The following is an 18,254-nucleotide window of genomic DNA, read 5'->3' as shown; positions in this document are numbered from 1 at the left end:
GATGAAGATTCGCTCACAGATCGGCATGGTCCTGAACCTGGACAAATGCATCGGCTGCCACACCTGTTCCATCACCTGCAAAAACGTATGGACCAGCCGTGAAGGCATGGAATACGCCTGGTTCAACAACGTCGAGTCCAAGCCCGGCATCGGTTACCCGAAAGAATGGGAAAACCAGGACAAGTGGAAGGGCGGCTGGGTGCGCAACGCCAACGGCTCGATCAACCCGCGCATCGGCGGCAAGTTCCGCGTGTTGGCGAACATCTTCGCCAACCCCGACCTGCCAAGCCTGGACGACTACTACGAACCGTTCGACTTCGACTACCAGCACCTGCACACCGCGCCGTTGGGCGAGCACCAACCGACCGCGCGTCCGCGTTCGCTGGTGTCCGGCAAGCGCATGCAGAAAATCGAGTGGGGCCCCAACTGGGAGGAAATCCTCGGCACCGAGTTCGCCAAGCGCCGCAAGGACAAGAACTTCGACCAGATCCAGGCCGACATTTATGGCGAGTACGAAAACACTTTCATGATGTACCTGCCGCGCCTGTGCGAGCACTGCCTCAACCCGGCGTGCGCGGCGTCGTGCCCGAGCGGTGCGATCTACAAGCGTGAAGAAGACGGCATCGTGCTGATCGACCAGGAAAAATGCCGTGGCTGGCGCATGTGCATCAGTGGCTGCCCGTACAAGAAGATCTACTTCAACTGGAAGAGCGGCAAATCCGAGAAGTGCATCTTCTGCTACCCGCGCATCGAAGCCGGCATGCCCACCGTGTGTGCCGAAACCTGCGTCGGTCGGATTCGCTACCTCGGCGTGCTGCTCTACGACGCCGACCGCATCAGCGAAGTGGCGAGCACCGCCAACGAGCAGGATCTGTACGAGAAGCAACTGGAAATCTTCCTCGACCCGAATGACCCGGCAGTGATCCGCCAGGCCCTGGCCGATGGCGTGCCGCAGTCGGTGATCGACTCGGCGCAACGCTCGCCGGTGTACAAAATGGCCGTCGATTGGAAACTCGCGCTGCCGCTGCACCCGGAATACCGCACCTTGCCGATGGTCTGGTACGTGCCGCCACTGTCGCCGATCCAGAACGCCGCCGCTGCCGGTACCGTGGGCATGAACGGGGTGATCCCGGATGTCGACAGCCTGCGCATTCCGCTGCGGTACCTGGCCAATATGCTCACCGCTGGCGATGAAAAACCGGTCAAGCGTGCGCTCAAACGCCTGTTGGCGATGCGTGCCTACAAACGCTCCCAGCAAGTCGACGGCGTGCAGGACCTGCAAGTGCTCGAAGACGTCGGCCTGAGCGTGGAACAGGTGGAAGAGATGTACCGCTACCTGGCGATCGCCAACTACGAAGACCGCTTCGTGGTGCCGAGTGCGCACCGTGAAGACGCCATGAGCGATGCGTTCGCCGAACGCTCCGGCTGTGGTTTCAGCTTTGGCAGCGGGTGTAGCGGCAGCTCCGACACCAACCTGTTCGGCGCCAAGAAGGCCAACCGCCGCGACGTGTTGAAAACCGTACAGATCTGGGAGGACTGAGCATGCGCATTCTTAAAGTGATTTCGTTGCTGCTGGACTACCCCACCGACACCCTGGTGAGCGGCCGCGACGAACTGGAACAGGCGATCATCGAGTCGCGGGAAATCAGTCCCAAGCAGCGCGGCGCGTTGTTCGAATTGCTGGAACTGATTTGCGCCAATGACCTGATGGACGGCCAGGAACACTACGGCGCGCTGTTCGGTCGGGGGCGTTCGCTGTCGTTGCTGTTGTTCGAACACGTCCACGGCGAGTCCCGCGACCGTGGCCAGGCCATGGTCGACATGATGGCCCAGTACGAAGCGGCCGGGTTTGCCATCGACGTCAAGGAGCTGCCGGACTATATCCCGCTGTACCTGGAGTTCCTCTCGACCCGCGAAGACATCGAGGCCCGTGAGGGCCTGGCGGATGTGGCGCATTTGCTGGCGTTGCTCGCCGCGCGCCTGGACGAGCGCGAGAGCGCCTACGCCAGTTGCTTCCGGGCGTTGTTGCAGATCGCCGGTGCCGAGCCGCACCAGGCCGTGGCCGAGTTGCGTGCCCAGGTCGCCGCCGAGCCCCGTGACGACTCCCTCGAAGCCCTGGACAAGATCTGGGAAGAGGAAGCGGTGGACTTTATGCAGGCCGAACAACAGGACCGTTGCAGTTCGATGCCCAGCGCACCAGGCAAAGCCCGCGAAGAAAGCGCGGTGCCGTTGCACTGGGTGGATTTTCAGCAAGAAGGGCGGGCCGCAGTGCCAGCCGGGGAGGTGGGTAATGTCTAAGTGGAATTTGCTGGTATTCGGGGTGTACCCCTATGTCGCCCTGGCGATCTGCCTGTTGGGCAGTTGGGCACGGTTCGACCTGTCGCAGTACACCTGGAAGGCCGGCTCCAGCCAGATGCTCAACAACCGTGGCATGCGCGTGGCGAGCAACTTCTTCCACATCGGCGTGCTGTTCGTGCTGGCCGGGCACTTTGTCGGCCTGCTGACCCCGGCGTCGGTCTATCACCATGTGATCAGCACTGAACACAAGCAGTTGCTGGCGATGGTCTCCGGTGGCGTCTTCGGCCTGCTGTGCCTGGTGGGCCTGCTGATGCTGGTCAAGCGCCGCCTGGGCGACCCGCGTGTACGGGCCACATCGAGCCCGTCGGACATCCTGATCCTGCTGGTGCTGCTCGCGCAGCTGGTGCTCGGCTTGCTGACCATCGTCGCGTCAACCGGGCATATGGACGGCTCGGTGATGGTGATGCTCGCCGACTGGGCGCAGAACGTGGTGCTGTTGCGGCCGCTGGATGCGGCGGCGTCGATCGAGCCGGTGTCGCTGATCTACAAGGCGCACGTGGCGCTGGGCTTGACCCTGTTCGTGCTGTTCCCGTTTACCCGCTTGGTGCATATGGTCAGCGCGCCGATCTGGTACCTGGGGCGTCGTTATCAAATCGTGCGGCAGAAGTATTGAGGAGAACGTCATGACAACAGGATGCGGATGTGGTGGCGGTAAAGGCGGCAGCGGTGGTTGCGGCTCGTCGGTCAAAGAACCGCTGGTGGCCGAGGTGGTGGCCCAGGCTTCGTTCGAGGAACTCAAGGCGCCGGAGTTGATCGCCAGCAGTGAGCAGGAATGGCCGATCATCAGCGTCAACGGCGTGCCTGTCAGGCCGCAGGCCATGGCCATGGAGTTGCAATATCACCCGGCCGACAGTCGCGAGGAAGCGGTGTATTCGGCCGCCCGCGCGCTGGTGATCCGCGAGCTGTTGCAGCAACGGATCGCCGAGCTGGGCCTGGCGGTGGAGATCGCCGCCGGTGAGAACGAAGAAGAAGCCGCCACGCGCTTGCTGCTGGAGCGTGAGGTCACGGTGCCCGAGTGCGACGAGGCCACCTGTGTGCGCTACTTCGACAACAATCGCGGGCGCTTTCACAGCGCGCCGTTGCTGGCGGTGCGGCACATTCTGCTCGAATGCGCGCCGGACGACGCCGAGGCGCGGCATCTGGCCCACAGTCAGGCGCAAGTCCTGCTGCTGGACCTGAAAGCGCAGCCCGGCCAATTCGCCGAGTTGGCGCTCAAGTATTCGGCGTGCCCGTCCAAGGCCCAGGGCGGTTCGTTGGGCCAGGTGAGCAAGGGCCAGACCGTGCCGGAGCTGGAGCGGCAGTTGTTCACCCTGGCGCCGGGCCTGGCCGCCAAGCCGCTGGAAAGTCGCTACGGCTGGCATGTGATCAGTGTCGATCAGCGTATCGAAGGCCAGCCGCTGCCGTATGAAGCGGTGGCGGTGGCGATCCGCACCCAGTTGCAGCAAGGCGTGTGGCAAAAGGCATTGGTGCAGTACCTGCAAACCCTGATCGGCGCGGCGGACATTCGCGGCATTGCGCTGCAGGGCGCCGACTCGCCGTTGGTGCAGTGACGTGAGCCTGGTGGATGGGGTGGGCCGTTCGATCGATTACCTGCGCTTGTCGGTGACCGACCGTTGTGATTTTCGCTGTGTGTATTGCATGGCGAAAAACATGACGTTCCTGCCGCGCCAGCAGGTGCTGACCCTGGAGGAGCTGCAACGCCTGGCCGCGCTGTTCGTCGGCCAGGGCGTGCGCAAGATCCGCCTGACTGGCGGCGAGCCGTTGATCCGCCCGGGCATTGTCGGGCTGTGCCGCACCATCGCGGCGCTGCCGGGCTTGCGCGAACTGGTGATGACCAGCAACGGCTCGCAGTTGGCACGCCTCGCGCGGCCGCTGGTGGAGGCCGGGGTCAAGCGCATGAACATCAGCCTCGACAGCCTGGATGCAGAGCGCTTTCGCGCGATCACCCGCAACGGTGATCTGCGCCAGGTGCTGGACGGTATCGAAGCGGCGCGGGACGCGGGGTTCGAGCGGGTCAAGCTCAATTGCGTGGTGATGAAAGGGCGCAACTTCGACGAGGTGCCGGCGCTGGTGCAGTACGCCATCGACCAGGGCATCGACATCAGCTTCATCGAGGAAATGCCCCTGGGGGACGTGGGGCGTTCACGGGGCGAGACATTCTGTGCCAGTGATGAAGTGCGCAGCGTGATCGGCCGTCACCATGCCTTGCTCGACAGCACCGAAAACAGCGGCGGCCCGGCACGCTATGTGCGCCTGGCGCGGCATCCGCAGACACGCATCGGCTTTATCTCGCCCAACTCCCACAACTTCTGCGGCAGCTGCAACCGCGTGCGCATGACCGTCGAAGGGCAGTTGCTGCTGTGCTTGGGGCAGGACAACGCGGTGGACTTTCGCGCGCTGCTGCGGCGCTATCCGTTGGACGACGGGCCGTTGGTTGCGGCGTTGCGTCGCGGGTTGCAAGGCAAGCCGTTACGGCATGATTTCAGCGGGGACGGGGAGGTGCAGGTGGTGCGGTTCATGAACATGAGCGGAGGCTGATGGGGGAGGGGCGTGCGCCCACCTTTTGACCTTCATTCAGACTTGATCTTGATCAATGGTAGCCAACGCCCCTGGCCGTAACATCACTGCATGTTGTGTTTAAAGTATTTATTGAATCTATATGTAGTGTCTGGAGCCTTCCAATGCAAAGCATGCTCAGCCCGCTGGTCAGCACCCGCCTGCACAAACGCGACGGCACCCTGGTGCCCTTCGACGCCGACAAAATCCGCCAGGCCCTGATCGCTGCCGGCACCGCCACCGGCGAGTACCAGGAGGCTGACGTCGACCTGCTATTGAGTGCGGTGCTGGCCCGCCTGAGGGGCATCGAGCGGCTGGACGTCGAACAGATCCAGGACAGTGTCGAACGTGTGCTGATGGATGCCGGTTACTTCCTGTCGATGCGCGCCTACATCGTCTACCGCGAACAACACGGGCGCCTGCGCCGCGACCGCAAGACCCTGGTGGAAGTCGCCACTTCGATGAACGAATACCTCGACCGCGAAGACTGGCGCGTGCAGGCCAACGCCAACCAGGGCTACTCCCTGGGCGGGCTGGTGCTGAACGTGTCGGGCAAGGTCACCGCCAATTACTGGCTCGACGAGGTCTACAGCGAGCAGATCGGCCGCGCCCACCGTGAGGCCGATCTGCATATCCACGATCTCGACATGCTCGCCGGTTACTGCGCCGGTTGGTCCCTGCGCTCGCTGTTGCACGAAGGCCTCAATGGTGTGCCGGGGCGTGTCGAAGCCGGGCCGCCCAAGCACTTGAGCAGTGCCCTGGGGCAGATGGTCAATTTTCTCGGCACCCTGCAAAACGAATGGGCCGGCGCCCAAGCGTTCAGCTCGTTCGACACCTATCTCGCCCCCTACGTGCGCAAGGACCAACTGAGCTACCCCGAGGTGCGCCAGGCGGTGCAGGAGTTCATCTACAACCTCAATGTGCCGTCGCGCTGGGGCACCCAGACGCCGTTCACCAACCTGACCTTCGATTGGGTTTGCCCGGAGGATCTGCGCGAGCAAATCCCGGTGATCGGCGGCGAGGAAATGCCGTTTGCCTACGGCGACCTGCAAGCGGAAATGGAGCTGATCAACCGTGCCTACATCGAAGTGATGCAGGCCGGGGACGCCAAGGGCCGGGTGTTCACTTTTCCGATTCCGACCTACAACATCACCCACGATTTCCCTTGGGACAGCGAGAACGCCGACCGCCTGTTCGAGATGACCGCGCGCTATGGCTTGCCGTATTTCCAGAACTTCCTCAATTCCGATATGCAGCCCAACCAGGTGCGCTCCATGTGCTGTCGCCTGCAACTGGACGTGCGTGAGCTGCTCAAGCGCGGTGGCGGATTGTTCGGTTCGGCGGAGCAGACCGGCAGCCTGGGAGTGGTGACGATCAACTGCGCGCGCCTGGGTTACCTGTTCAAGGGCGACACCTCGGGCTTGCTGCAACGCCTGGACAGCCTGATGGACATGGCCATGGAAAGCCTGGAGGTCAAGCGCAAGGTGATCCAGCACCACATGGACGCCGGTCTCTATCCCTACACCAAGCGCTACCTGGGCACCTTGCGCAACCACTTCTCCACCATCGGCCTCAACGGCATGCACGAGATGCTGCGCAATTTCACCGATGACACCCAGGGCATGCACACCGAAGAAGGGCGCGCGTTCGCCCTGCGCCTGCTCGACCATGTACGCGCCACCTTGCTGCGCTTCCAGGAAGAAACCGGTCACCTCTACAACCTCGAAGCCACACCGGCCGAAGGCACCACCTACCGCTTCGCCAAGGAAGATCGCAAGCGCTACCCGGACATTCTGCAAGCCGGCAGCTTAGACGCGCCGTACTACACCAACTCGTCGCAACTGCCGGTGGGCTTTACCGAAGACCCCTTCGAAGCCCTGGAGCTGCAAGACGAACTGCAATGCAAATACACCGGCGGCACCGTGTTGCACCTGTACATGGCCGAGCGGATTTCCTCGACCCAGGCCTGCAAGCAGCTTGTGCGCAAAGCGTTGGGGCGTTTCCGCCTGCCGTATCTGACGGTGACCCCGACGTTCTCGATCTGCCCGGTCCACGGCTACCTCGCCGGCGAACACGAGTTCTGTCCCAAGTGCGATGAAGTCCTCGCGCTTGCCGCTCAGTCTTGAATCTGTTTTTCAACCCGCAAGGAGATTCACCATGCAAACGTCCCAGCCACAACGTCAGCGCTGCGAAGTCTGGACCCGGGTGATGGGTTACCACCGGCCGGTGTCCGCGTTCAATCCCGGCAAACAGTCCGAGCACAAGGAGCGTGTGCACTTTACCGAAGCGGCCGCCGCGGCCGGGCGCCAATGACTCGAGCGCTACGGGTCGGGGGTATGGTGCCCCTGACCACCCTCGACTACCCCGGCATGCTTGCCTGCGTGCTGTTCTGCCAGGGCTGCGCGTGGCGCTGTCGTTACTGCCATAACCCGGACCTGATCACGCCGCGCGGTAGCGCGGAGATCGATTGGCGCCGGGTCTTGCTGTTTTTGCAGCGCCGCCAGGACTTGCTGGACGCGGTGGTGTTCAGCGGCGGTGAGCCGACCTTGCAGGAAGGCTTGCCGGCGGCGATGGACGAAGTGCGCGCCATGGGCTTTCGCGTGGGCCTGCACAGTGCCGGGATCAAGCCGGCAGGTTTTGCCAATGCGCTGCGCCATGCCGACTGGGTGGGCTTCGATGTGAAGGCCCTGGCCGAGGACTATCCAATGATCACTCAGGTCAAAGGCAGCGGCGTCGCCCATTGGCGCAGTCTGGATGCCTTGCTGGCCAGTGGCGTGGATTACGAGTGCCGCACCACGGTGCACTGGCACTTGATCGACCCGCCGCGCCTGTTGCGCCTGGCCCAGCGTTTGCAAGCCAATGGTGTCAAGCGCTTTGCTGTGCAGATGGTCCGTACGGCGAGCATGCTCGATGAGCACTTGCCGATCGCGCCGGCACAGATGGCGTTGCCGGAGTTATGGGGCCGTATGCACGAGTTGTTCCCGGCTTTTGTATTGCGAGGGTGACCGATCGCCCTCCACAGGATTTTTAAAGATGCTGCCCGTTGCGGGCAGGTATTCATCAAGGAATGTTTAGCATGACGCAGTTAACCACGGCACAACGCATTGTCATCGGCTTCGCGATTGCGCCGCTGGCTCTGGTCGGCTTGGTGTTTTACGCCTTGCACGACCTGGCAACCCTCAAACAACAGTCCGAACAGATCGTGCAGCAGGACTGGCCGAAAATCGCACCGATCATGGTGATCGCCACGGGCGTGCGCGATAACGGGCGCAACACCCGGGACCTGCTGATCGACCCGGACAGCCAGCAGACCCAGGAAGCCATCGGCACCACCCGGCAGCGCATTACCCAGGCGTTCGCCACCCTGGAGCCGCTGTTCGATACCGCCGAAGGCAAGGCGGCATACGCCCGCTTGAAAACCCATCGGGAAACCTACGTCGCTGCCTTCACCCAAGTGCAGGCACTGATCAAACAGGGCGCCCGCGAGCAGGGCCTGGCCCAGCTCAAACAACAGGTGGTGCCGGCCGAACTTGAGGTGTTCAAGAGCCTCGATGCGTTGATGGCCATGCAAGGCCGACTGTTCGTCGAGCGCGAGCAGGCCGCGCAAACCCTCTACGACCAGGCGCGCCGCACGATGATCGGCTTGCTCCTGCTGTGTGTGGCCCTGGTCGTGGCGGCCGCCGTGATCGTCACCCGCAGCGTCACCCGTCCGTTGGGTGGCGAGCCGGACGAGGTGGCGCGGGTGCTCAGCCACATCGCCCAGGGCGACCTGACCATCGACGTGCCACTGGGCAACAGTGCCGAGGGCAGCGTGATGCGCAACCTGCACCAGATGCGGCAGAACCTCAACCAGATGGTCCGGCAGATCGCCGCCTCGGTGGACGGCGTGGCCAGTTCGTCGGAAGAGTTGAGCGCGGTCAGCAGCCAGACCAGCAGCAGTTTGCAGTCGCAGGGCCAGGAAATCGAACAGGCCGCCACGGCGGTGAATGAAATGACCGCCGCCGTCGACGAAGTGGCGCGTAACGCAGTGAGCACCAGCGAAGCGTCACGCCTGTCGGAACAGACCGCCCAGCGCGGACGCGCGCAGGTCCAGGAAACCGTGGCCTCGATCAACACCCTGGCCACCGGTGTGGTGGAAACCTCGGAACGTATCCAGCAACTCGCTGGCCGGGTGCAAGACATCAGCGGCGTGCTGGACGTGATCCGCAGCATCGCCGACCAGACCAACCTGCTGGCCCTCAACGCCGCCATCGAAGCGGCCCGGGCCGGCGATGCCGGGCGTGGTTTTGCGGTGGTCGCCGATGAAGTGCGCGCACTGGCCCATCGTACCCAGACCTCGACCCAGGAAATCGAGCAGATGATCGGCAACATCCGCCAGGACAGCGAACACGCCGTGGCCGCCATGCACACCAGCAGTGATCGGGTGCAGGCGACCCTGGGCGTGGCGCAACGCTCGGGGGAGGCGCTGGATGAAATCACCCGGTCGATTTCGCAGATCAACGAGCGCAATTTGATGATTGCCAGTGCGACCGAAGAACAGGCACTCGTGGCGCGGGAAGTGGATCGCAACCTGGTGGGGATTCGCAACCTGTCGCAGCAGGTGTTGCAGGGGGCCTTGCATACGGAGACGGCGGGGCATGACCTGGCGGGGATGGCAGGGGAGCTGCATCAGACGGTGGCGCGGTTTAAGGTTTAGGCGGTGTGTGTTTGTTAGTTGGGTAACGGCGGTTGTGGAGTACATATCCGTTATTTAGGTCACGGCGGCTTAGGGTTCCGCTCTTACAGCGGGTCACCTTTGGCAAACGCCCCAAAAGTAACCAAAAGGTCTTTGCCCCACCACTCGGCACCTCGCCTAGGCTCGGTGTGCCCCAGATCAAAAGCCAAAGCAAAGCGAGGCGGCCTTATAGCCGACCTGACATTGGAAGCCGAACTCGGTCAGAAATGTGGGAGGGGGCTTGCCCCCGATGGAGGGCAGCAGCCACTACATGCATGACTGATCCACCGCTATCGGGAGCAAGCCCCCTCCCACATTCCGATCTCCATGGATCAGATAGACCTCATTATGCTCTGGCTCTGGCTCTGGCTCTGGCTCTGGCTCTGGCTCTGGCTCTGGCTCTGGCTCTGGCTCTGGCTCTGGCTCTGGCTCTGGCTCTGGCTCTGGCTCTGGCTTTTGATCTTGATCTTGATCTTAGGCGCCCCGTTAACCACGCTGGCCGAACGCAGGCTTGAATCCGTGGGCAACCCGGCAGGACGCCGGGTTAGCCGTCCTGGGCCAGGGATGGCCCATGACGGCGGCCCACGGATTCAAGCCGGAGTGAGGGCACACCGAGCCTAGGCGAGGTGCCGAGTGGTGGGGCAAGAGCCCTTTGGTTACTTTGGGGCTTTTCCAAAGTGACCCGCTGTAAGAGCGGAACCCTAAGCCGCCGTGACCTAAATAACGGATATGTACTCAACAGTCGCCGTTACCAACATAACGGCGATGCACTCAGCCGCAATCACCGAAAAAACGACAATCAACCCCACCCCCAAAACTGCAACCACCACCCAAACCCTACCAACCCCGTACTCAGCAACACGCACAACCCCGCAAGGCAACGCGACCAGCGTCCAACCCCCCGAAGCTGCCGCCACCCCAACCACAAACACCACCCAACCGCCGCCATCAACAACCCCGCCCGCGCCGATTGCACCCAAGCCAACCCCAACCCCTCATACCGCAACAACTTCACCGTGGTCGCCGACAACCCGAGGAACAACCCCGCACCACCCAAGGGCGTCAGCGTCAGCGCCAACGGCCGAAACAGTGCACGATCCCCCGCCACCCACGTAGCCAATCGCAGCAGCAGCCAGCAGCCACCCCCCAACACCAACGAACTCCCCCCCAGATACAACACAATGCACACCCCATCCAACCAACTGAAGCTGTCATTGAGCTGCGGATAATGGGTTAGCAACCACCACGGTGCGTTGGCTTGCAGCGGCCACAGCCAGTCATGGTCGACCAGCCACATCGCCAGGGTTTGTTTGAGCGCGATAAACCATGGACTGACGGTCCATTGAAACGCCCCCATCGCCAGGCCGATCACACCAAACAGCAACAGGCGTGCGTCCCACGCCGAACCGGGTTGACGGGGTGCCTGGAGAATTTCCTGATTGCACGAGCGGGCGATCAACCGCACCGCGCCGCGTTGCCCGCTGCAGCGACCGCAGGCGTGGCAGTCGCTGGCCCCTTGCAGGCGGCGGATATCCAGCAGCGGCGCGCAGTTGGGCAATGGCAGGCGGGGCGCGTCGTTGGCTTTCCAACGTTGTTCATCCACCGCGAAATGCACCGGCGCCAGACGGGCGAGCAGGGCGAAGACACCGCTGACCGGGCACAGGTAACGACACCACACACGCTTGCCACGCACGAACAGCAGGCCGACGATCACCGCGGCCACGGTCGAGCCGCCGAGGATCAGCAGGGCGGCCTGGGCATAGTCGTACACACTGATCAACTGGCCGTAGAGCGTGGTCAGGCAAAAGCCCAGCGTCGGCCAACCGCCCCAGCGCAGCCAGCGCGGAATGCCCAGGCCTGGGCCGTAGCGGCTGGCCCATTCGCTCAGGGAACCTTCCGGGCAGAGCACGCCGCACCACAGGCGCCCGAACAGCACCATCGACAGCAACACGAACGGCCACCACAGGCCCCAGAAGATAAATTGCGCGAGCAGCGTCAGGTTGTTCACCACGCGCGCCTGGCTGTCCGGCAACGGCAGCAGCACCGGCAACACCAGCAGCACCGCATAGACCAGCACCACCGCCCATTGCACGGCGCGGATCAGTCGCGCGTGGCGGCGCATGCCATCGCCCAGTTGCGCGAGTCGGCTCATGGCGCTTGCCGTGACCGGCGCAGGCCGTTGCCGACCAGGAGCCAGTAGCCGAGCAGTACCGCCACGGTGATGAGGCTCGGCGTGGCGCGGTAGCCGACAAAGTCAGCCAGCAGCGCGCCCAGGCCGTGACTGTCGCTGAGCAGGGCGCTGCTGTCCCAGCGGCTTTCACCAAAGCTGGAATAGACCCACTCGGGCATGTCCATCGCCAGCAACTGCCCGCTGATACGGTCCACCGCCGCCACCAGCAAAGCCCCGCCGAGCAGCAGCAACAACGCTTCGCTGAGGGTGAAAAACAACGACCAGGAAATAAAGCGCCGTGTACTGCGCAACAGCAGCACGGTGAGTCCCGCCAACACCAGGCCCAGCACGCCGCCGATGGCGAACAGGCTCAGCGCCGGGCCCTGTAGACGCGCGCCGGCACCGTATAGAAACACCACGGTTTCACTGCCTTCGCGGCTCACCGCCAACAGCGTCAGTAGCAACACGCCCCAACCGCCCTGGCGCGCCAGGCGTTCATCGGCTTCGCGCACCAGGGTGTGTTTGAGGGTGGCCGCGTGGCGATGCATCCAGAACACCATCTGCACCATCAGGCCGCTGGCCAATAATGTCAGCGCCGCTTGCAGCCATTCGCCCTGGGGACCGGTCATGGCCTCGCCGGCCCATAGCATCAAGCCGGCCAGACCGGCAGAGCAGAGCAACCCCAGGACCACCCCGGCCCACAGAAAACGCCCCAGGCGCGAGTGCTCGGCCTGGCGGCTGATCCACACTTGCAGAATGCCGATCACCAACAGCGCCTCGACGCTCTCGCGCCAGACAATAAACATCGATTGATTCATCAACGGCTCCCGAGCCTATTCGGCGAGGATGCTGCCTTCGGGCAACTGTGGATTGAATTCGTCAAAGAACGGATAGCGTCCCGGTGTGAGCGGGTGGATCACCACAAAGGTGGTCACGCCGGGGGACAACACTTTCTCCACGCGCAGCGGTGTGCTCTCGAATTCGGCCGGGCCTTGGCCGACGTTGCGGAGCACGATCTTGAAGCGCTCGCCGGCCTTGACCGTGAGTTGCGGCGGGATGAAGTGGCCTTCCTGCAGGCTCAGTTCATAGGTGGGCAACGGCGCCGCCAGGGCCGCGCCACTGAGCAGCAGGCCGCTCAGCGACAGGGCACGGCGCATCAGTAGCCGCCTTTCTTGCCGATGCCGGCATAGACGAATTCGTAGTGCACCTCGCAACGTTCGAACCACGGCGCTACCCCGGTTTCCTTATCGGTATGGCGACCCAGGGACGCGTGGCCGCTGGGCGGCAATACGCTGAAGGTCAGGGTGTATTTGCCCGGGCCTTGCAGCTTGACGTTGTCGCCGTAGTGCGGCCCGTCGTTGGCGACCATGGCGTGGAAATCACCGCTGATCGGCGTGTCGCTGCCTTGCTTTTTCAGCACGAACGACAGGTTCAGATAGGGCACGAAACTGCCTTCCTGAAAGCCTTGGGCGTTATCTGCCGTGGCGCGTACGTCGGCTTCCAGGTGCACGTCGGAATCGGCCGTGGCGCGCATCATGCCGGCGGGCGCCATCTCGATCGGCTGCAAATACACGGCACCGATTTCCAGCCCCGGGCAGCTTTGCGGTTCGCCGATGGGGTACTCCTTGGCAAAGGCCGCGCAGGTGGACAACAGCAGCAGAAAAGGCAGTAAAGAAGGGGTACGCATGGGAGCTTCCTGACGGGTGAGGGGAGAGAGCACGAGTCTAGGAAGGTTGGGAGTGAATAATAATGATTCTTGTCAAGTTTTGAGAAAGTTTCATGATTGACAGACTTGACGCCGGTCAAGGCCGGGCGCGCCAGGCACGCCTAGGCTGTGGCTATCGTTTGAAGGGAGGGAACGTCCCATGGCCAAGCCTTTTCCGCTGCACCCCAAGCACCCCGAGCGCATCTGCTGGGGCTGCGATCGCTACTGTGCCGCGACCGACCTGGCCTGCGGCAATGGGGCCGACCGCACCATGCATCCAGCCGAAATGATCGGTGACGACTGGTACGAGCACGGCGACTGGGGGCTTCTTGCCGAGCCCGCCGGCAAGGATGAGCCTTCAACGGTTTGAGCCAAGCGCGGGCTGGCTGCCCAGCCCATGGCCGGTTACTCTCTGCGCTCAGTTCAGGGAGAGGTGACCTAGATGCCGTTGATCACAACCATCGAAGATTTACGCAAGCTGGCGCAAAAACGTGTGCCACGGATGTTCTACGATTACGCCGATTCCGGTTCCTGGACTGAGAGCACCTACCGGGCCAACGAAAGCGATTTTGCCCGGATCAAATTCCGCCAGCGGGTGGCGCGCAATATCGATGAGCGCTCGATCCGCGCCACCATGATCGGCCAGGACATGGCCATGCCGGTGGCCCTGGCACCCACCGGCCTGGCCGGCATGCAACACGCCGATGGCGAGATTCTCACCGCCCGCGCCGCCGCCGCATTCGGCCTGCGCTACACCTTGTCGACCATGAGCATCTGTTCCCTGGAAGACATCGCCGAGCATGTCGGCCAGCCGTTCTGGTTCCAGCTGTATGTGATGCGTGACCGCGGCTTCATCGAGCGATTGATCGAGCGCGCCAAGGCCGCCGGTGTGGATGCGTTGGTGTTGACCCTGGACTTGCAGATCCTCGGCCAACGGCACAAGGATCTGATCAACGGCCTGTCGGCGCCGCCCAAGCTGACCCTGGCGAATATCCTCAATATGGCAACCAAGCCGCGCTGGGCGATGGGCATGCTCGGCACCCGGCGCCACGGCTTCGGCAATATCGTCGGGCATGTGAAGGGCGTGGCGGACATGAGTTCGCTGTCGGCGTGGACTGCCCAGCAATTCGACCCGCGCCTGAGCTGGGACGATGTGGAGTGGATCAAGAAGTGCTGGGGCGGCAAGTTGATCATCAAGGGCATCCTCGATGTGGAGGACGCACGCTTGGCCGCCGATTCCGGTGCCGATGCGTTGGTGGTGAGCAACCACGGCGGACGTCAGCTCGATGGTGCGCCGTCGAGCATCAGTCAACTGCCGGCGATTGTCGACGCGGTGGGCGAACGCATCGAAGTGTGGCTCGACGGCGGTATCCGTTCCGGCCAGGACGTGCTCAAGGCCATGGCGCTGGGCGCCAAAGGCACCCTGATCGGCCGGCCGCATTTGTATGGCCTGGGGGCGTTGGGCGAGGCGGGTGTGACCAAGGCGCTTGACATCATTGCCCGTGAGTTGGACGTGTCGATGGCGCTGTGTGGGTATAACGATATACGCGATGTGAATCGCGAGATTCTGTTGCCCGGTACATTTCCCGAAAACGTTTTTTGAGCAAAAAAATCGTAAAAAAATAAAAAGAGTTGTCCACGAAAACCGTGGGTATCTCTGTGGATAACTTTGTGAGGCCCCGGCGGGTATGGCGATTTAACCAGAGGTCAATATTTGATCAATTGCCCGCGCGGGCCAGTATGGGCAGGGTTTGCGCTTGACAGCCAAGCGCGGACCCAGTGCCGAAAAGCGTTTTCAGGAGTCGCCGTTGCGCCCTGTGGAGCGTGCCACCATCGGTGCTGGCATCTTGGTTTGCATCAGGGTGTCCAGCGCCTGGCCATAATTGCGTCCGGCCAGGCTCATGCTGTTGTTATGGCTGGCGCCGGGCACCAGGAGCAGCTGCTTGGGCTCCTGGGCGGCGTCGAATAATTGCTCGCTGAAACGCGGCGGCACGTAGTTGTCGTCGAGGCCATGCACCAACAGCAATGGCATGTGGATGTCGGCGATCTTGTCGATGGAGTCGAACTTCTGCGACAGCAACCAGCGCACCGGTAGCGAGGTGTTGGCCACCGCCGTGGCCACATCCGCCAGGGAGGTGAAGGTGGATTCGATCACCAGCCCACGCACCGGCAGCGGCGTTTGCCTGCCCAGCTCCACGGCCAGGTCGATGGCCACCGCACCGCCCAGGGAGTGGCCGTAGATCAGGCGTTTGTCCGGGTCAGGTTGCAGCTGTTGGAAGCGTTCCCAGGCGATGCGCGCGTCTTCGTAGACGCTGGTTTCCGATGGCAACTCGCCCTGGCTCTGGCCGAACCCACGGTAGTCGATGGCGAACACCGAGTAGCCCAGGGCGTGCAATTGCTCGATACGAAACAACTGCCCGGTGAGGTTCCAGCGCACGCCGTGCAGGTAGAGGATGGCCGGCGCGTCCGGCCTGGCCGCCGGGTACCACCAGCCATGAATGTTCTGCCCCGATTTGAAACGGGCGGGCGTGAGTTCGAACTCCTGCACGGTCTTGGGCAAGCCGCTGTACCAACCGGCGATGCCCGGTTCTATGCGGAAAACCAGCTCGCGCTCCGTGTGTTGCAGCACGGCGCAACCCACGGGCAGGCCGACGATCAACAGTGCCATGCACAGCAGTGGAAGCCAGCGCAGTCTCAGGCGAGACAGAAAACGAGAAGACATGAAGGTTCCTGGGCAAAAGTGAAGCGGGGGTTGTACCAGATGCTTCAGGCCGGCAGGCATTAATTCGACGGCCGTGCACGACGATTGCTTGCAACGTATTTCAATATCCAAGCATTGCCCACTCAGGCGGTCGCCATCCTCTGCACCCGGTTACGTCCCTGGGCCTTGGCCAGATACAGCGCCTGGTCGGCCTGGGACAGCAAGTGCGACAGGTCGTAGCCCGCCCGGTCGGTGCTGACGATACCGATGCTCACGCTGAGGAACCCCGGCGCCAGCAGGTCCAGGTGGGCAAAGGCCTGGCGAATGCGCTCGGCCACTTCGAAGGCCACGGCTTCGTCGCTGTCGGCCAGCAGGCAGGCGAACTCCTCGCCGCCGATCCGCGCGAACAAATCACCCTTGCGCAACGTGGCCCGGGTCACTTGGCTGAACGCGATCAGCGCTTGGTCGCCCATGGGGTGGCCGAAGCTGTCATTCAGGCGCTTGAAGTTGTCCAGGTCGCACAGCAGCAGGGCCACGGTCTGCTGGCGACGGGCACTGTCCGCCAGCAGTTGTTCGCCTTTTTGCATAAAGGCGCGGCGGTTGCCGGCACCGGTCAGCGCGTCACTGAACGCGGCGGCCTTGAAGCGCAGTTCGGCGCGCTCCTTGACCATTGCCAGGGTGACGTAGGCGATGCCGATGGCATACAGCATGGACTCGAACAGCATGAATGAGAAAAACGGCACGCCGTCACCGGCGGATGTCTGCGCACTCTTGAGCGGCAGGCCGGGGTCGAGGAACGCACGAATCGCGTAAAAGCCCGTGTGCCACAGGGTCAGTACCAGGGCGGGGGCGTAGGCCACTTCAAGGCTGGCGCGCTTGCGCCATAACTCCAGGGCCGACAACACGCCATAAGCGGCCGCCAGCAGCGAATACAACATGACCCGCGCCGACAGCGAGTTGTAGAACTGCGGCACCAGGCACATCACCAGCCACAGTCCGCACCCGGCAAAGATCCCCGGCATGTTGGGGCCGCGATGCACGAAGGCGCGCATGGCGGTCCAGTTCATCGCGGCACTGAGCAGCAGGACCAGATTGCCGATGATCAGCGCGACGAAATCCATGCCCGCGCCACGCACCACGATCAACCCGGTGCCCAGGGACGCGAACAGCAACATGATGCCCAGGTAACCCAGGGTCGGCTCGCGGCCACGGCTCCAGGCATGCACCGTGAGCAGGCCCATCAGGCAGAACACGAACACGGCCACTATCAGTAGCGTCGGGATGTGCAGCATCATTGGCTCGGACCTGGACAGAGAGCTTGTTGTGGAGCGCGATTGTAGCCGCATGTCGCGCGCTTGACGCTGGCCTTGGCAGCGCGACATGCTCGCGCTTCTTTGCGCAAAGGCCCGACCATGGACAACAGCCCCATTCGCATCACCGCTGAAGAAACGCTCTCGGACAATTGGTACCTGCTGAAAAAATACAGCTTCGAGCTGCGCCGCCGCGACGGTCGCTGGCAAGCCCAGACCCGCGAAGTGTACGACCGGGGCAACGGCGCGACCATCCTGTTGTACAACCGTGAGCAGCGCACCGTGCTGCTGATCCGTCAGTTCCGCATGCCCACCTTCGTCAACGATTACCCCGGCTACCTGATCGAGACCGCGGCGGGCTTGCTGGACAACGCCAGCCCCGAGGAGCGCATCCGCCTGGAAGCCGAGGAAGAGACCGGCTATCGCGTGGGGCAGGTGGAGAAAGTCTACGCGGCGTTCATGAGCCCGGGGTCGGTGACCGAGCGCATTCACTTCTTTCTCGGTGAATACCAGCCGGGTGACCGGGTTGGCGCCGGTGGCGGGCTGGAGGAGGAGGGCGAGGATATCGAAGTGCTGGAACTGGGCTTCGAACAGGCGCTGGCGATGGTGCAGAGCGGGGAGATTGTGGATGGCAAGACCATCATGTTGTTGCAGCATCTGGAGTTGCGGATGTTGAAAGAGGGGTGGTGAGGAGGGCGTGTACACATCCCTCTCTCACCTACGGCTCCATCTGTAGTTCA

General features: G+C 62.9%; 19 protein-coding genes. 12 read left to right on the top strand and 7 right to left on the bottom strand.

The features are described from left to right. The first annotated feature begins 1 nt into the window (after position 1). The 9 genes from narH (at position 2) to BLR63_RS10620 (ending at position 9,610) form a co-directional block, all read left to right on the top strand. The gene (gene narH / locus BLR63_RS10660) at positions 2 to 1,540 is read left to right on the top strand and encodes a nitrate reductase subunit beta (protein WP_010567367.1); all 1,539 of its coding nucleotides are present in this window, start codon (positions 2 to 4) and stop codon (positions 1,538 to 1,540) included. A gap of 2 nt (positions 1,541 to 1,542) precedes the next feature. After that, positions 1,543 to 2,298 carry a nitrate reductase molybdenum cofactor assembly chaperone gene (gene narJ, locus BLR63_RS10655; protein WP_010567366.1) on the top strand — a complete coding sequence of 252 codons (756 nt, stop codon included), beginning with the start codon at positions 1,543 to 1,545 and terminating at the stop codon, positions 2,296 to 2,298. Continuing rightward, complete coding sequence (gene narI / locus BLR63_RS10650; RefSeq protein ID WP_010567365.1) at positions 2,291 to 2,971, top strand: respiratory nitrate reductase subunit gamma; 681 nt, start codon at positions 2,291 to 2,293, stop codon at positions 2,969 to 2,971. The genes narJ and narI overlap by 8 nt, the downstream gene beginning before the upstream one ends. Before the next feature lie 10 nt (positions 2,972 to 2,981). Continuing rightward, the gene (locus tag BLR63_RS10645) at positions 2,982 to 3,908 is read left to right on the top strand and encodes a peptidylprolyl isomerase (protein ID WP_010567364.1); all 927 of its coding nucleotides are present in this window, start codon (positions 2,982 to 2,984) and stop codon (positions 3,906 to 3,908) included. A 1-nt stretch (position 3,909) separates the two neighbouring features. Then, on the top strand, positions 3,910 to 4,896 hold the full coding sequence (gene moaA, locus BLR63_RS10640) for a GTP 3',8-cyclase MoaA (protein WP_010567363.1): 987 nt from the start codon (positions 3,910 to 3,912) through the stop codon (positions 4,894 to 4,896). A gap of 143 nt (positions 4,897 to 5,039) precedes the next feature. Next, positions 5,040 to 7,040, top strand: coding sequence for a ribonucleoside triphosphate reductase (locus BLR63_RS10635; protein ID WP_010567362.1), 2,001 nt, complete (start codon positions 5,040 to 5,042; stop codon positions 7,038 to 7,040). Between the two features lie 31 nt (positions 7,041 to 7,071). Next, complete coding sequence (gene nrdD, locus BLR63_RS32120; protein WP_010567361.1) at positions 7,072 to 7,227, top strand: anaerobic ribonucleoside-triphosphate reductase; 156 nt, start codon at positions 7,072 to 7,074, stop codon at positions 7,225 to 7,227. Further along, positions 7,224 to 7,919 carry an anaerobic ribonucleoside-triphosphate reductase activating protein gene (locus BLR63_RS10625; RefSeq protein ID WP_042947558.1) on the top strand — a complete coding sequence of 232 codons (696 nt, stop codon included), beginning with the start codon at positions 7,224 to 7,226 and terminating at the stop codon, positions 7,917 to 7,919. Before nrdD ends, BLR63_RS10625 begins: the two co-directional genes overlap by 4 nt. 71 nt (positions 7,920 to 7,990) lie before the next feature. Next, positions 7,991 to 9,610 carry a methyl-accepting chemotaxis protein gene (locus BLR63_RS10620; RefSeq protein ID WP_010567359.1) on the top strand — a complete coding sequence of 540 codons (1,620 nt, stop codon included), beginning with the start codon at positions 7,991 to 7,993 and terminating at the stop codon, positions 9,608 to 9,610. Between the two features lie 350 nt (positions 9,611 to 9,960). Here the strand turns inward: BLR63_RS10620 and BLR63_RS31630 are convergent, their stop codons facing one another. The 5 genes from BLR63_RS31630 to BLR63_RS10595 form a co-directional block, all read right to left on the bottom strand. Further along, the gene (locus tag BLR63_RS31630) at positions 9,961 to 10,155 is read right to left on the bottom strand and encodes a hypothetical protein (protein WP_197676798.1); all 195 of its coding nucleotides are present in this window, start codon (positions 10,153 to 10,155) and stop codon (positions 9,961 to 9,963) included. Positions 10,156 to 10,427: 272 nt separating this feature from the next. Further along, complete coding sequence (locus BLR63_RS10610; protein WP_010567358.1) at positions 10,428 to 11,780, bottom strand: 4Fe-4S binding protein; 1,353 nt, start codon at positions 11,778 to 11,780, stop codon at positions 10,428 to 10,430. Next, entirely contained in the window at positions 11,777 to 12,616 is an 840-nt protein-coding gene (locus BLR63_RS10605; RefSeq protein WP_010567357.1) for an FTR1 family iron permease, read from the bottom strand. The genes BLR63_RS10610 and BLR63_RS10605 overlap by 4 nt, the downstream gene beginning before the upstream one ends. A gap of 15 nt (positions 12,617 to 12,631) precedes the next feature. After that, a complete protein-coding gene (locus BLR63_RS10600; RefSeq protein WP_010567356.1) occupies positions 12,632 to 12,955 on the bottom strand; it encodes a cupredoxin domain-containing protein in 324 nt (107 codons plus the stop codon). Continuing rightward, positions 12,955 to 13,485, bottom strand: coding sequence for an iron transporter (locus BLR63_RS10595; protein WP_010567355.1), 531 nt, complete (start codon positions 13,483 to 13,485; stop codon positions 12,955 to 12,957). The genes BLR63_RS10600 and BLR63_RS10595 overlap by 1 nt, the downstream gene beginning before the upstream one ends. Positions 13,486 to 13,663: 178 nt before the next feature. Between BLR63_RS10595 and BLR63_RS10590 the strand changes: the two genes are divergently transcribed. Next, the gene (locus tag BLR63_RS10590) at positions 13,664 to 13,873 is read left to right on the top strand and encodes a DUF3079 domain-containing protein (RefSeq protein ID WP_010567354.1); all 210 of its coding nucleotides are present in this window, start codon (positions 13,664 to 13,666) and stop codon (positions 13,871 to 13,873) included. 72 nt (positions 13,874 to 13,945) lie between these two features. Next, on the top strand, positions 13,946 to 15,106 hold the full coding sequence (locus BLR63_RS10585; RefSeq protein WP_010567353.1) for an alpha-hydroxy acid oxidase: 1,161 nt from the start codon (positions 13,946 to 13,948) through the stop codon (positions 15,104 to 15,106). 192 nt (positions 15,107 to 15,298) lie between these two features. On the opposite strand, the gene BLR63_RS10580 is transcribed toward BLR63_RS10585, so the two are convergent. Together BLR63_RS10580 and BLR63_RS10575 are read right to left on the bottom strand one after the other, a co-directional pair. Further along, positions 15,299 to 16,225 (bottom strand): alpha/beta hydrolase, encoded by a 927-nt coding sequence (locus BLR63_RS10580; RefSeq protein ID WP_010567352.1) that lies wholly within the window; start codon positions 16,223 to 16,225, stop codon positions 15,299 to 15,301. 122 nt (positions 16,226 to 16,347) lie between these two features. Continuing rightward, on the bottom strand, positions 16,348 to 17,499 hold the full coding sequence (locus BLR63_RS10575; RefSeq protein ID WP_010567351.1) for a GGDEF domain-containing protein: 1,152 nt from the start codon (positions 17,497 to 17,499) through the stop codon (positions 16,348 to 16,350). 117 nt (positions 17,500 to 17,616) lie between these two features. On the opposite strand from BLR63_RS10575, the gene BLR63_RS10570 reads away from it, so the two are divergent. After that, positions 17,617 to 18,204 (top strand): NUDIX domain-containing protein, encoded by a 588-nt coding sequence (locus BLR63_RS10570; RefSeq protein ID WP_010567350.1) that lies wholly within the window; start codon positions 17,617 to 17,619, stop codon positions 18,202 to 18,204. The last annotated feature ends 50 nt before the right edge of the window (positions 18,205 to 18,254 follow it).

Source organism: Pseudomonas extremaustralis, from assembly GCF_900102035.1.
Taxonomy (GTDB): domain Bacteria; phylum Pseudomonadota; class Gammaproteobacteria; order Pseudomonadales; family Pseudomonadaceae; genus Aquipseudomonas; species Aquipseudomonas extremaustralis.
This window is presented reverse-complemented; position numbering and strand designations above follow the sequence as displayed.

Coding starts and splice junctions, on each gene's coding strand:
- narH (WP_010567367.1), top strand. CDS start 2: ATGAAGATTCGCTCACAGATCGGCATGGTCCTGAACCTGGACAAATGC.
- narJ (WP_010567366.1), top strand. CDS start 1,543: ATGCGCATTCTTAAAGTGATTTCGTTGCTGCTGGACTACCCCACCGAC.
- narI (WP_010567365.1), top strand. CDS start 2,291: ATGTCTAAGTGGAATTTGCTGGTATTCGGGGTGTACCCCTATGTCGCC.
- BLR63_RS10645 (WP_010567364.1), top strand. CDS start 2,982: ATGACAACAGGATGCGGATGTGGTGGCGGTAAAGGCGGCAGCGGTGGT.
- BLR63_RS10635 (WP_010567362.1), top strand. CDS start 5,040: ATGCAAAGCATGCTCAGCCCGCTGGTCAGCACCCGCCTGCACAAACGC.
- nrdD (WP_010567361.1), top strand. CDS start 7,072: ATGCAAACGTCCCAGCCACAACGTCAGCGCTGCGAAGTCTGGACCCGG.
- BLR63_RS10625 (WP_042947558.1), top strand. CDS start 7,224: ATGACTCGAGCGCTACGGGTCGGGGGTATGGTGCCCCTGACCACCCTC.
- BLR63_RS10620 (WP_010567359.1), top strand. CDS start 7,991: ATGACGCAGTTAACCACGGCACAACGCATTGTCATCGGCTTCGCGATT.
- BLR63_RS10610 (WP_010567358.1), bottom strand. CDS start 11,780: ATGAGCCGACTCGCGCAACTGGGCGATGGCATGCGCCGCCACGCGCGA.
- BLR63_RS10605 (WP_010567357.1), bottom strand. CDS start 12,616: ATGAATCAATCGATGTTTATTGTCTGGCGCGAGAGCGTCGAGGCGCTG.
- BLR63_RS10600 (WP_010567356.1), bottom strand. CDS start 12,955: ATGCGCCGTGCCCTGTCGCTGAGCGGCCTGCTGCTCAGTGGCGCGGCC.
- BLR63_RS10595 (WP_010567355.1), bottom strand. CDS start 13,485: ATGCGTACCCCTTCTTTACTGCCTTTTCTGCTGCTGTTGTCCACCTGC.
- BLR63_RS10590 (WP_010567354.1), top strand. CDS start 13,664: ATGGCCAAGCCTTTTCCGCTGCACCCCAAGCACCCCGAGCGCATCTGC.
- BLR63_RS10585 (WP_010567353.1), top strand. CDS start 13,946: ATGCCGTTGATCACAACCATCGAAGATTTACGCAAGCTGGCGCAAAAA.
- BLR63_RS10580 (WP_010567352.1), bottom strand. CDS start 16,225: ATGTCTTCTCGTTTTCTGTCTCGCCTGAGACTGCGCTGGCTTCCACTG.
- BLR63_RS10575 (WP_010567351.1), bottom strand. CDS start 17,499: ATGATGCTGCACATCCCGACGCTACTGATAGTGGCCGTGTTCGTGTTC.
- BLR63_RS10570 (WP_010567350.1), top strand. CDS start 17,617: ATGGACAACAGCCCCATTCGCATCACCGCTGAAGAAACGCTCTCGGAC.